Genomic DNA, 13,659 nt, shown 5'->3' with positions numbered 1-13,659 from the left:
TCATTGGGTACCTGTATGTCCGAAGCCACCAGTACCACGTTCTGTGTCTGTAAGCATATCCACTTCTATGAGCTGTACAGAAGGCACGATCTGGAATACCATTTGAGCAATCCGTTCGTTTCTTTGAATGATAAAGGTCTCTGATCCATGATTGATCAACAGTACCTTCACCTCGCCGCGATAGTCTGCATCAATCGTTCCTGGTGAGTTTAAACATGTGATTCCGTGCTTTAAAGCCAAGCCGCTGCGCGGACGAATTTGCGCTTCGAGCTCGGGCGGCATGGCCAATGTCAACCCTGTAGGAATCAATATCCTTTGACCTGGCCCAATCTCTACAGGAGATGTTACTGCTGCATAAAGATCAAAGCCGCTGGCTGAAAGCGACATTTTTTGTGGCAGCTGTACATCCTCGTTACCTGGCAGCCGTTTCAATTGAACATTAAACAAGCTGATCCCTCCTGAAGCCTTCCAATACTTTATCCGTTTGTCCCACCATCGAAAGTGCAAATGGGGTCGCTAGCATTTCCAGCGTAAGCTCTTGAATCTGATCAAGCTGTACACTTTCTATACGCTCTATAATTTCATCCATATCATAATGACGATCAAGCATCAGCTCGTTTTTGCCTAACCGATTCATACGACTGCTGGTGCTCTCCAGACTCAGGATCAAGCTTCCTTTCATTTGCTCCTTGCCTTTTCTGAGCTCGCCAGCCGTCAGTCCCTTGTCCTTAAGTTCGCTTAACAGCTCCATCGTCACTTTCAATACATCTTCAGTCTGTTTAGGTGCTGTTCCGGTATAAATCGTGAACATCCCACCATCCTGGTAAGAAGTATGATACGAATAAACGGAGTACGCCATACCGCGTTTTTCTCTGATTTCTTGAAATAATCTGGAGCTCATACCGCCACCAATTGCATTGTTCAGCAGCACCATAGCATACACACGATCATCCTTGGCAGACAAACCTGGTAAAGACAAGCAGATGTGGTTTTGTTCCGTTTTCTTCTCGTGATATTTCAGATTACTGTGAAAGGTTGGCGGTGTATATAAGACTTCCGAACCCTTGTTCTGCAAGCCGGAAAAATGCTGCTCCATGAGCTGCACAATCGAATCATCAATATTACCTGCTATCGCAATAACCGTATTTTCAATCGTATATTGATTTTTCATATATTGCTTTAAGGTATCCGAATTCATCGCCGTCAAATTCTGCTCAGTTCCAATAATCGTGTAACCGAGTGAATGATCCTCATAAGCAGCACTTGCGATTAGATCATGAACCATATCGTCAGGTGTGTCTTCATACATCGAGATTTCTTCGAATATTACATTTTTTTCCTTTTCTAACTCCGTTGGATCAAATGTTGACCGAAAGAACATATCGGCTAGCGCTTCCACTGCGATGGGCAGATGCTCATCCAACACTTTGGCATAATAACAGGTATATTCTTTTGAGGTAAAAGCGTTCACATTGCCACCTATGCCATCGAACAGCTCTGCAATATCTTTGGCAGAATACTTATCTGTACCCTTAAATAGCATGTGCTCGATAAAATGGGAAATTCCGTTGTGGTGCTGCTGCTCGTTTCGAGAGCCTGTTTTGACCCAAATCCCAAAGGCTACAGAACGGCACGTGGGGATAGGCTCCACGACAAGCCGCAGTCCATTGCTTAAAATATGTTTATTCAATAAAAGGAGCCTCCTTGTAAAGATGTTCGGTTAGTAACTTTATGATCTTACCACTATTGGGTAATAGACTCAACTTCGTCAATCCTTTTTGTTGAGATTAACTCACTTACAGTTCCGAGCTTCATTTTTTTGCGTTTAATCGTACGGATGATTTCCTGCAGCGCTTCACTCGATGAGTAGGTTGGATGCATTAATATCAGAGCTCCCGGTTCCACACGAGCTGCTACTTTTCGAACAATTGACGATGGTTGCGGTTTTTGCCAGTCCACGGTATCCAACGTCCACAAAATAGTTGTAAGCTTGAGCTCGCGCGCTATGTCCACCGTCGCTTGATTAAAATCGCCTGAAGGCGGTGCAAACAAATGATTTGTTACCCCGAGTTGCTCCTTCAACAGTTGTTCCGTTTTGGTGATTTCCGCTGTGGCCTGGGTTCTGGTAAGCTTGCTCATATCTTTATGGGAATACGCATGATTGGATAACTCATGTCCTTTTTCTTTGATGAGTTGGGCAGTGGGGATATTTTGCTTTAACCAGCTCCCATCGAAGAAAAAGGTTGCGTGGACCTGTTCATCGTCCAGCACTTTAAGCATTTTGGGCAAATATTCATTTCCCCAAGCAACGTTAATCATTAGCGAAACCATCGGTTTCATTGGATTGCCTTTATAAACCGGATGCGAACCGAGATGCTCCAATTGAACCGCGGGTTCAACCTCTCGCATAGCCAAACGAAGCTGATTTCTGAATAGTAGCTGTTCATTGAGCGCAAGAGATTTTTCCACATCGACCTCCAGACCATTATAGCCTGGAATGGCCTTCCATACCCGATCCAATCTGGCATCGACAGGAGCGATATTTCTTTTCGTCGCCTCGGCTTGAATTTGCTTCAGCAGTTCGTCCCGGTCTCCGCTTGACTGCACCTCTTTCATCGCATCAACAGACGAGATTGTTTTCCTGCTAGAATCAGCCGCGGAGGCATGTGTATACTGCTGTTTACTGTGTTGAACGAATGAACCAATACTGTCGGATTTGTACAGCATCAGCGTCGCTGTTACGAACAATCCACAGAGAATAACAACCTGTAAACGTTCCATGAACCCGCTCCCATCATTAGATCGTTTGTCCGATACATATGCAGGGTGGGACAAGAATAGACCAAAAAAAAGAGACAGACGAATCTGCCTCTCTTCTCCTTGCTTACCTACGGCCTCTTAGGATTGTGCAGGTGCTTCTGTCGTTAATACTGCTTTACGAGATAGATTGATACGGCCTTGCTGATCGATTTCAGTAACCTTTACCGTTATGGTATCGCCAATCGCCACAACATCCTCTGTTTTGGCAACCCGCTCTGAAGACAGCTGAGAAATATGTACCAAACCTTCCTTGCCCGGCAAAATCTCTACAAATGCACCGAACTTCTCTACCCGTTTAACCGTACCCAGATAGATTTCACCAATCACAACTTCTTTTACAATACCTTCAATAATAGCACGCGCTTTGTCATTCATCTCTTGATTAGAAGATGCAATGAACACACGACCATCTTGTTCGATATCGATTTTTACGCCTGTTTCTTCAATGATTTTATTGATGATTTTACCGCCGGCACCAATAACATCACGGATTTTATCCGGATTGATAAACATCGTAAGAATTTTAGGTGCATATTGGGAAAGCTGCTTCTTCGGCTGTTGGATACGCTCCAGCATTTTACCAAGGATATGCATCCGACCTACTTTGGCTTGCTCTAAAGCTTGATTCAATATATCACGGTCAATACCGTCAATTTTGATATCCATTTGCAAAGCTGTGACACCCTTGGCTGTTCCCGCAACTTTAAAGTCCATATCGCCAAGATGATCTTCCATCCCTTGAATATCACTCAAAATCGAGAAATGATCGCCATCCTTGATTAAGCCCATCGCTACGCCGGCAACAGGGGCTTTAATAGGAACGCCTGCATCCATCATCGCTAAAGTACTTGCACAAATACTTGCTTGCGAGGTTGAACCATTCGATTCCAGCACCTCAGACACAAGACGGATCGTATAAGGGAAATCCGTTTCTGATGGCAGAATTGGTTCCAAAGCACGTTCGCCCAAGGCACCGTGTCCAATTTCACGACGGCCCGGAGGACGAAGTGGTCTTGCTTCACCCACGCTGAACGGAGGAAAGTTGTAGTGATGCATAAAGCGTTTGGTTTCTTCCAGATCCAGCCCGTCCAGGATTTGCACATCACCGAGTGCACCCAGCGTACAAATACTCAATGCTTGCGTTTGTCCGCGTGTGAATAGTCCCGAACCATGGGTACGAGGCAGTAAATTAATATCGCATTCGATAGGACGGATTTCATCCAAAGCGCGTCCATCTGGTCTTACTTTGTCGTGAGTGATCAATCGACGAACTTCATCTTTTACGATATCGTATAACGTCTCCTTCACATCACCAAGCTTCTCCGGAGTTTCTGCGTATTCGATTTTGAAATGAGCAACCGTATCCGCATTGACCAAATCAATAGCTTCTTGTCTAGCATGCTTCTCAGCAATTTTGACAGCATCAACCAGTCTGGCTTGTGCAAAAGCACGAACTTCACTGTTTACAGCGTCGTCAACGCGGTGAAGTTTAACTTCCATTTTAGGTTTACCAACTTCTTGAACAAGCTGCTCTTGAATGGCAACGATTTTCTTGATTTCGTCGTGACCAAACATGATAGCTTCCAGCATAACTTCTTCCGGCACTTCGTCTGCGCCCGCTTCAACCATCATAATCGCATCTTTGGTCCCTGCAACAACCAGATGCACATCGCTCTTATCGGCTTGCTCCAAAGTTGGATTAATCACGAATTGACCACCGACACGGCCTACAATAACACCGCCAACAGGTCCGTTAAATGGAACGTCAGATATGCTTAATGATGCAGATACTCCGATCATCGCAGCGATTTCTGGTGAACATTCCTGATCCACACTCATCACGATTGCAACGACTTGAACATCATTACGGAAGCCTTCAGGAAATAAAGGACGAATCGGACGATCCGTCAAGCGGCTTGCCAAAATTGCTTTTTGACTAGGACGGCCTTCTCTTTTGATGAAGCCTCCTGGAATCTTACCTACTGCGTACAAACGCTCCTCATAATTAACCGTTAAAGGAAAGAAATCCAAATCCTTAGGTTCTGCTGATGCTGTTACTGTACATAATACCACCGTATCCCCATAACGTACGGTTACTGCGGCATTCGCCTGTTTGGCCAATCGGCCTGTCTCAAGGATGAACGGACGACCGCCCAAATCCATTTGTACTCTATTTTCCATAAAATCCTCCTGTACCTTTTCATGAAATCGGTTAGTATTAGCTTGATTAAATCCTATTGTCAGACCTCTGCTAATTTATCTATCTAATCATTTCTGCATACTGCTTAGTATTTCCTTCTTTTATGAAATAAATCTGTCGTCTTTTCATGAAAAAAAGCTCATCCATGCTTGTCCACTAACCTACATGCACCCCTAAACGACCGTTCACCTGTAGTGTTATGACGATCAAGCTGCACTCAGCTCGTAAAAGCCGACATTATGAAAAAACAACCTTGCTGTCTCTGCCCAAGTCCAATCCGGACCCGAACAGCAGACAACCATGGTTGCTTTGTAATCAATCCTATTAGCGACGAAGACCAAGCTTTTCGATCAATGCGCTGTAACGTTTAACTTCTTTACCCTTCAAATAAGCTAACAGCTTACGGCGTTGGCCTACCATTTTCAAAAGGCCGCGACGGGAATGGTGATCTTTCTTGTGAGTCTTTAAATGACTTGTCAAGTTTAAGATGTTTTCTGTAAGAATCGCGATTTGTACTTCAGGAGAACCGGTATCGGATTCATGAGTCTTGTGCGTTTGAATCAATTCCTGCTTACGTTCTTGTGTCAATGCCATTGTTCATCCACCTCCATAGTTTGTATATCGCCATTGGCCCAGAGAAAAGTCGGAGTTCTCAATTTTCCATGCCAAGGTTCTAAAAATGTTTGTCTTATTGACAACTTTGATATTATAACACAAAGATAGAAACAATGTAAAGGCGATAAATTTATTGAAATATTGAAACCAGCTGCTGCTTCGCTGTATCGGCATCTCTATGAATCTGCTCTATCAGCTCTCCGACAGAAGCAAATTTGCGTTCAGGACGGATGAAGGAAATCAAATCAACCGAAACCTCTCGCCCATATATCGATTCCGAAAAATCAAACACATGTGCTTCAAAAGTAGGTTTATCCAGGTCCTCGACAAAAGTCGGCTTCTTACCCACGTTCATCACCCCATTATAACTGCGGCCATCAACATGGAAACGAATAGCATATACACCAAGTGCAGGCGTAACAAATGCTTCCGACAAGTCGATATTGGCAGTTGGAAATCCGATCGTTCTCCCTCTGCCGTCACCCGTTACAACCGTGCCTGTAATTGAATAAGGCCGTCCTAGCAGTGCATTGGCCTTATCGATTTCTCCTGCATGCAAATGCTGACGGACCATCGTACTGCTGACCTTATAGCCATTTTGATGAAAGGGTCGAATAATCTCCACGGCAAAACGGCCTTGTGCCAGCTCACACAAATCGTCAGGTGTTCCCGCACCCCGATGACCAAAAGTAAAATCAAAGCCAACGATGACGGTTTCCACCTGCATAGGAATAAGCATGTTTTCTACAAACTGCTCAGGAGTCACTTTCATAAATTCAGGGTTGAAGGAGACCAAATACGTATCATCCACGCCCAATTGCTCTAAAATCTGCAATTTGGTATTCACGGGTGTTAGCAGGTTCGTGTATTTACACTGTCCAAGCACTTCCCTGGGATGCGGATGAAAGGTCATAATAGAAGCTGAAATGTGCAAGCTGTCTGCTCTTTCCCTGGCCCGCTTGATCACTTCCTGATGACCTAAATGAACACCGTCAAACTCCCCGATAGCCAGTACCTGAGGTTTTATCGCTAACGCATGATTCGACTTGGTTATAGGGTAGTTCAATTCTGTGGACAACATAAATACAACGTTCACCTACATTCTATCATTACGACAACACACTATGAGAATACTTTCACTGGCTGCAGCTCCAATGTGTCCTGATTCCACTCAAAAATGCCCAGAAATCGGGAGTCAGCAGAATAAGCTGTAACCAATTGTTGTGCATGTGTCGCGTACAATGAATTATTTTCCGACGTAAGAATAAATTTTTGACCAAGAAGCGCTTTGCGGGTTTGCGTTTCATTCAAATGCACAGCTGGAATATGTGCAAGTGCCTTTTCGACGGGAACAAGCTTATCGAAAAGCGTTCCTTCGCTGTGAAGCAGTTCAATCTGTTCAAAGGTTAAACACTGCTCCTGCTCGATACTTCCGGTAGAAGTTCTGACAAGATGCGACATTACCGCAGGGTAGCCCAAGGACTTCCCAATATCTACACACAAGGTACGGATATACGTTCCTTTGGAGCATCGTACACGAAAGCGAATTTCTGGATGATCAAGATCAAGATTCATATGTAAAATCCGGATGTCGTGAATCGTAACTACACGTGATTTACGCTCAACTTCCAAACCTTGACGGGCCAGTTCATAGAGCCGTTTACCGTCTACCTTGACAGCTGAATACATAGGTGGCACTTGATTGATATCACCTATAAACGACATCATCGCTGCGGTCACTTGTTCTTCATTCAATTGGACATTGTCCACCTGATCGATCACTTGACCCCCAGCATCTTCTGTATCCGTAGCAAGTCCAATTTTAATCGTCGCTTCATATTCTTTAGGAAGCTCCTGAATATATTCCACAAGACGTGTAGCCCGTCCGATACAAAGCGGCAGTACACCTGTGACCTGAGGATCTAAGGTTCCGGTGTGACCAATCCGTTTGATCTTCAATATCCCACGTACTTTGGCAACTACATCATGAGAGGTAAAGCCTTGTGGTTTCCAGACAGGCAAAATGCCTTCAAACAATTTCTCTGTCATTCCAGTGCCAAACCTACTTCCTTAACTACACTTTCGATAGCCTCATGAAGAGAGCCCTTGACCGTACAACCTGCAGCACGTATATGACCTCCACCACCAAAGGATTTGGCAATATGCGCAACATCAACCGTACCGCCTGAACGTAAGCTGACTTTGACCTGGCCTCCAGCCCGTTCCTTGAACAATAGCCCAACTTCAACACCTTCCACATTTCTCGGATAATTGACGAGTCCATCCAGATCGTCATTGGAAGCCCCGCTGTCCTGAAGATCCTCCAGTGAAACTGCGAGCCAGCCAATTCTCTTGCTGGAATCAAATGTGAGCGTGTTCAAGCTGCGCTTGATTAAGGATATTTGGGGGTAGGATAGCTTTTCCAATAAATGCTCTGCAAGTTCATGACCTTTCACACCGTGCTGCAGCATATCCGCAGCAATTTGCATCACCTTGGGTGATGTATTGGCATAACGAAACCCTCCGGTATCCGTTAAAAGGCCTGAATAAATACAAATATTCAACTCATTGGAAAAAGAAATACCCAACACCTTGCCAAGATCATAAAGCACCTCAACGGTAGCTGCGGCTTCCGCCAATACCAGATTCACACTGCCAAAAAGATCGTTTGTAGCATGATGATCTATATTGAGGATTGCCGCATCCTCGGCAAATAATTGGTTTACACGGCCTATTCTTGAAAAATCAGCACAATCCACACTTATCACATATTTATATGTTAACGGAATCGCGTCGGCATCATAATTAAGAATCGTCTGTTGGGAGCCTGCCATGTACATATATTTCTTCGGCATTTCCCCTTCATTAACCAGTGTAAACCGCTTGCCAAGTGATGACAGTATCCAAGCAACTGCAAAGGTGGAACCAGCGGCATCCCCATCCGGTTGGATATGGGATACCACCAAGAAATCATCCTTTGTTTGAATAAATTGTGCCGCTTCATTCAATTGGACGGAATAAGAATCCGAATGAGTGAACACGGTCATGGCTGGGAATTCTCCAAATTAAGCTGACCAAGCAGCTTTTCAATATGACTGCCATAATCGATGGAAGAATCCAAACCAAAAATCAAATCAGGTATTTTGCGAAGACGAATTCGTTTGCCAAGCTCAGACCGAATGAATCCACTGCCGCGGCTCAACGCCTTAAGAGTTTCCACCTTCTGCTCGTCGGTACCGAGAACACTTAAAAATATTTTGGCCTGAGACAAATCATTTGTTACTTCCACACCGGTTACGGTAATGAAACCGATTCGCGGATCTTTAAGCTCGGATTGAATGATTTGACTCAATTCCTTCTTAATTTGTTCGCCGACTCTTCCTACTCTAACTCGCGCCATTCAGATCACCTCTCGACTGATTCCATGATGAAAGCTTCAATAATGTCGAATTCCTTAATATCATTGAATTTTTCAAGGGATATACCGCACTCGTAGCCCTGCGCAACTTCCTTGACATCATCCTTAAAGCGTTTCAACGAATCAATGTTGCCTTCAAAAACAACGATACCACCACGGATCAAACGCATTTTTGCATTACGAGTAATTTTCCCGGATGTGATCATGCAGCCCGCAATAACACCGACTTTGGTAACTTTGATAACTTGACGTACTTCGGCTTGACCAAGCACGACTTCTTTGAAGATGGGATCAAGCTTGCCTTTCATAGCATGCTCAATTTCCTCAATAATTTTGTATATAATGCTGTGCAGACGGATGTCAACCTTTTCCGATTCTGCCGTATTTTTGGCTTGTGGCTCAGGACGAACGTTAAAACCAATCACGATGGCATTGGAAGCAGAGGCCAAAATAACATCAGACTCCGTAATCGCTCCTACGCCATGATGAAGAATCTTGACGCGAACACCCTCAATTTCAATTTTGGCAAGTGAACCTCTAAGAGCTTCAACCGATCCTTGAACATCACCTTTAATGATAACGTTAAGATCTTTAATCTCACCATCTTTAATATGCTTATACAGATCATCCAAAGTTACGCGGACATTGGCACCCATTTCGGATTGTCTTAATGTAACCGAACGTTTTTCTGCTATAATTCTTGCTTTACGCTCATCCTCGAAGCAGATAAACGGATCTCCCGCTTGCGGCACCTCTGTCAAACCTGTAATTTCTACCGGTGTCGATGGGCCTGCTTCCTTGAGTCTCTTGCCCTTGTCGTTAACCATTGCCCGTACACGTCCAAAGTTAACGCCTGCTACGAAGCTATCACCAACACGCAGAGTTCCGTGCTGTATCAATACGCGAACTACAGGACCTTTACCTTTGTCAAGCTCAGCCTCAATAACCGTTCCTCTGGCACGCTTGTTCGGGTTAGCTTTGAGCTCTTGAACTTCAGCTACAAGCAGAATAGTGTCCAGCAAATTGTCAAGACCAATACGCTGCTTGGCAGAAATGTTGCAGAAAATGGTGTCTCCGCCCCATTCTTCCGGTACAAGCTCATACTCGGTCAATGCTTGTTTGATTTTCTCAGGATCGGCATCTGGCTTATCAATCTTATTGACGGCTACGATAATCGGAACTTTTGCTGCTTTTGCGTGTGCAATAGCCTCAATCGTTTGTGGCATAACACCATCGTCTGCTGCAACCACAATGATGGTAATATCTGTTACCTGTGCACCACGTGAACGCATGGAAGTAAACGCTTCGTGACCTGGTGTATCCAGGAACGTAATTTTCTTATTATGAGTCTCAACCTGGTAAGCTCCGATATGCTGGGTAATACCGCCAGCTTCTCCTTCGGTGACACTTGTTTTTCTAATTGCATCCAACAATGTTGTTTTACCGTGGTCAACGTGTCCCATAATTGTAACTACAGGAGGACGTTCGATCAGATCCGCTTCATCATCGATTTCTTCAAAAGTTTCAAACCGATCTTCCGCAACTGGAATCTTCAGCTCGACTTCAACGTTGTAGTCACCTGCAAGCAATTGAATCGCATCCAGATCCAACTCTTGATTGATGGTAGCCATAACTCCAAGGAATAACAGCTTTTTGATAACTTCGGAAGCATCCTTATGCAACGATTTCGCCATTTCACCAACCGTCATCGTTCCGCGAACGATAATCTTTTTCGGTGTATTGTCAATTTTTTCTTTTTTCACTTCTTGGAATTTACCGCGTTGTTGGTTCCTGTTGTTGCCGCGGCCATTTTGTGGACCTCTGGATCCACCCGATCTGCCATCATCAAAACGTTTATTGGGACCAGCCGTATTTTTCTTGACAGGTTTGTTTCTGTTATCATCATTGTCTAATGACGGTCTTTGAGGCCCAGCACCTGCTGATTTATTGAACGAACTCGGAGCGCTAGAGCTAAATGGTTTTCTATCTGCAGATGAAGTTGCCGGGCGTGGCGAGCGCTGCTCTCCTGGACGGCTGCTTGCACTGCTGGTACCTGTAGCTGGACGGCTGCTGCCGCCAGTACTGCCTGCGGAACCGCTGCGATTACCTTGATATCCACTACCTGCTGGACGGCTTTGCCCACCTGATTGGCTGCTGCTGCCTTGCGAGCTGCGGTTCTGATAGCCTCCGCCTTGGGAGCTTCCACCAGCCTGCGAGCTGCGGTTTTGGTACCCACCTTGGGAGCTGCTTCCGCCTGGCTGTGAACTGCGGTTTTGATAGCCTCCGCCTTGGCTACTGCCTTGACTGCTTCCACTGCTTGGACGTTGATTATAGCTGCTGCTTCCACCTTGTGAGCCTTGACCCTGTGGACGACGATTTTGATCCTGTGACGGGCGATTAGATCCAGCCTGATCAGGTCTGCGCGGTGCTCCACTACCTGTTGTGGAAGTCGTTGTTGGTGTTGGTGCTGACGTTGATGACTGTCCTTGTGGAGTACTGCTGCTTGAGGTACTAACAGTCGCAGCCTGATCTTGCGTGGTTGGGGCTGGCTTAGACTCCATCTTGATGGAAGCTGCCTCTTTGGGTGCCGAATTCGTACTGCTTGAACTGCTGCCTGTATCGCTTGTACGCTTAGCTGCCGCGTTCGCCTTTACATCCTTGAAAAACTTCTCTACACTGCTCACTGTATCATTCTCCATTACGCTCATATGGTTGTTAACGGGTATATCCAGTCTTTTTAAAATGGTGATAATTTCTTTACTGCTCATATTTAAAGACTTGGCATATTCGTATACCCGAAGCTTATCTTTATTATTGTCTTGTTTATTCAATACCGTCCACCTCCGTACGATTTTCCAGACTTTTCTTTAGCATTCGTGCAAAACCCGCATCGGCAACAGCAATAGTGACTCTTGATTCTTTTCCAATACTCGCCCCCAAACGTTCCCGACTTCCAAACTGGATGACCGGAACTCCAAAGGTCGTACATTTATCACTTACTTTTTTACATGTATTAACTGCGGCGTCTTCCGCAACAATGACAAGCTTAGCTTCACCCTTACGTACGGAATCAATAACGGACTCCTCACCCGTAACAATTTTGCCTGCTCGCATGGCCATACCCAGGTTGTTATAAAATTTGTTATTCATCGTCCACCAACGTTTCCTTGCCAGCAATAAACTCATCTTCGACTTTGATGAAATCTTGCTCCAAAGCGTCGTAGATGTCCGGACTTACCGGAGACTTGAGCGCACGGTCTAATGCGCGGCTTTTTTTGGCCAGCTTAAAGCACGACTGTTTGCCGCACAGGTAAGCCCCGCGTCCCGCCTTTTTACCGCTCAGATCGATCAGTAATTCATCACTCGGCGTTTTTACAACGCGAATCAGTTCTTTCTTCGCCTTCATTTCCTGGCAGGCTACACATTTGCGAAGAGGAATTTTTCTTGGCTTCATCCGATATCACCCTCTATATATGCCAATTGCACTTATTAATCAATACTGATCGAATCCTGATGCATTTCTTCACTGTAGGTTTTCTGACGGCCATATTCCTGCTCGGCCTGAGTCTCACTCTTGATGTCAATTTTCCAGCCTGTCAATTTGGCAGCCAAGCGAGCATTTTGACCTTTGATTCCGATAGCCAGGGAGAGTTGGTAATCAGGTACAATCACCCGAGCCATTTTTTCATTTTCAAATACATTGACTTCAATAACTTTCGAAGGACTTAGCGCATTAGCGACGTATTCGTCTACCTGCTCCATCCAACGAACGATGTCTATTTTTTCACCTTTAAGCTCATTTACAATCGTCTGTACGCGAATTCCCTTAGGACCCACACATGATCCCACCGGATCCACTTCCGCGTTACGGGAATGCACCGCAATTTTGGAACGAAAGCCAGCTTCGCGAGCGACAGAACGAATTTCAACGACACCATCAAAAATTTCAGGAACTTCCAACTCGAATAATCTTTTTAGAAGTCCAGGATGCGTACGGGATAAAATAATTTGCGGTCCCTTGGTCGTATTCTCTACCTTGGTGATATAAGCTTTAACCCGATCACCCTGCTTGAATTTATCTGTAGGCATCAATTCAGTCAGAGGAAGAGCAGCTTCAATCTTGCCTAAATCGATATATACATTGCGTAAATCCTGTCGCTGAACAATTCCTGTAACAATGTCCTCTTCTTTATCGACAAAGGCATTATAGATAAGTCCGCGCTCTGCTTCGCGTATCCGCTGCGTAACAACCTGCTTCGCAGTTTGTGCGGCAATACGCCCGAAATCACGAGGTGTGACTTCGATTTCCACAATGTCCGTCAACTGATAGTTTGGGCTGATTTCCCTGGCGGCTTCCAGCGAAATTTCCAATCTCACATCGAGCACATCATCCACAACGGTTTTGCGTGCGTAAACTTTGATCAATCCTGTATGACGATTAATGTCAACACGGACATTTTGTGCGGTATTAAAATTGCGTTTGTAGCTGGAAATCAGAGCCGCTTCGATTGCATCGATCAATACTTCCTTGGCGATTCCCTTCTCCCTTTCGATTTCCGATAGTGCATCAATAAAATCCATATTCATCGGATGGAGTTCCCCCTCT

At 45.0% G+C, this 13,659-nt stretch carries 13 protein-coding genes; all 13 read right to left on the bottom strand.

Annotation, left to right across the window (positions count from 1 at the left end; all coding sequences use genetic code 11):
• Positions 1-447, bottom strand: coding sequence for a dUTP diphosphatase (gene dut, locus OB236_RS24870; RefSeq protein WP_262686346.1), 447 nt, complete (start codon positions 445-447; stop codon positions 1-3).
• Positions 440-1,690 carry a M16 family metallopeptidase gene (locus OB236_RS24865; RefSeq protein WP_262686345.1) on the bottom strand — a complete coding sequence of 417 codons (1,251 nt, stop codon included), beginning with the start codon at positions 1,688-1,690 and terminating at the stop codon, positions 440-442. Before OB236_RS24865 ends, dut begins: the two co-directional genes overlap by 8 nt.
• 53 nt (positions 1,691-1,743) lie before the next feature.
• Positions 1,744-2,781, bottom strand: a complete 1,038-nt coding sequence (locus tag OB236_RS24860; protein WP_262686344.1) for a polysaccharide deacetylase family protein — start codon at positions 2,779-2,781, stop codon at positions 1,744-1,746.
• A 117-nt stretch (positions 2,782-2,898) separates the two neighbouring features.
• Positions 2,899-5,001 (bottom strand): polyribonucleotide nucleotidyltransferase, encoded by a 2,103-nt coding sequence (gene pnp / locus OB236_RS24855; protein ID WP_076232874.1) that lies wholly within the window; start codon positions 4,999-5,001, stop codon positions 2,899-2,901.
• 343 nt (positions 5,002-5,344) lie between these two features.
• Positions 5,345-5,614, bottom strand: coding sequence for a 30S ribosomal protein S15 (rpsO, locus tag OB236_RS24850; RefSeq protein ID WP_076232872.1), 270 nt, complete (start codon positions 5,612-5,614; stop codon positions 5,345-5,347).
• 151 nt (positions 5,615-5,765) lie between these two features.
• Entirely contained in the window at positions 5,766-6,716 is a 951-nt protein-coding gene (locus OB236_RS24845) for a bifunctional riboflavin kinase/FAD synthetase (protein WP_262686343.1), read from the bottom strand.
• A 41-nt stretch (positions 6,717-6,757) separates the two neighbouring features.
• Positions 6,758-7,684, bottom strand: coding sequence for a tRNA pseudouridine(55) synthase TruB (gene truB / locus OB236_RS24840; protein WP_262686342.1), 927 nt, complete (start codon positions 7,682-7,684; stop codon positions 6,758-6,760).
• Complete coding sequence (locus OB236_RS24835; protein ID WP_262686341.1) at positions 7,681-8,682, bottom strand: DHH family phosphoesterase; 1,002 nt, start codon at positions 8,680-8,682, stop codon at positions 7,681-7,683. Before OB236_RS24835 ends, truB begins: the two co-directional genes overlap by 4 nt.
• Positions 8,679-9,035 (bottom strand): 30S ribosome-binding factor RbfA, encoded by a 357-nt coding sequence (gene rbfA, locus OB236_RS24830; RefSeq protein ID WP_076232862.1) that lies wholly within the window; start codon positions 9,033-9,035, stop codon positions 8,679-8,681. Before rbfA ends, OB236_RS24835 begins: the two co-directional genes overlap by 4 nt.
• 5 nt (positions 9,036-9,040) lie before the next feature.
• A complete protein-coding gene (gene infB, locus OB236_RS24825; RefSeq protein ID WP_262686340.1) occupies positions 9,041-11,884 on the bottom strand; it encodes a translation initiation factor IF-2 in 2,844 nt (947 codons plus the stop codon).
• Positions 11,877-12,203: a YlxQ family RNA-binding protein gene (locus OB236_RS24820; protein ID WP_083689390.1), complete on the bottom strand. Its 327-nt coding sequence runs from the start codon at positions 12,201-12,203 to the stop codon at positions 11,877-11,879. Before OB236_RS24820 ends, infB begins: the two co-directional genes overlap by 8 nt.
• Positions 12,196-12,507 (bottom strand): RNase P modulator RnpM, encoded by a 312-nt coding sequence (gene rnpM, locus OB236_RS24815; RefSeq protein ID WP_076232854.1) that lies wholly within the window; start codon positions 12,505-12,507, stop codon positions 12,196-12,198. The genes OB236_RS24820 and rnpM overlap by 8 nt, the downstream gene beginning before the upstream one ends.
• A gap of 35 nt (positions 12,508-12,542) precedes the next feature.
• Positions 12,543-13,640, bottom strand: a complete 1,098-nt coding sequence (gene nusA / locus OB236_RS24810) for a transcription termination factor NusA (RefSeq protein WP_076232852.1) — start codon at positions 13,638-13,640, stop codon at positions 12,543-12,545.
• Positions 13,641-13,659: the final 19 nt, after the last annotated feature.

The sequence above is a fragment of the Paenibacillus baimaensis genome (assembly GCF_025567575.1).
This window is presented reverse-complemented; position numbering and strand designations above follow the sequence as displayed.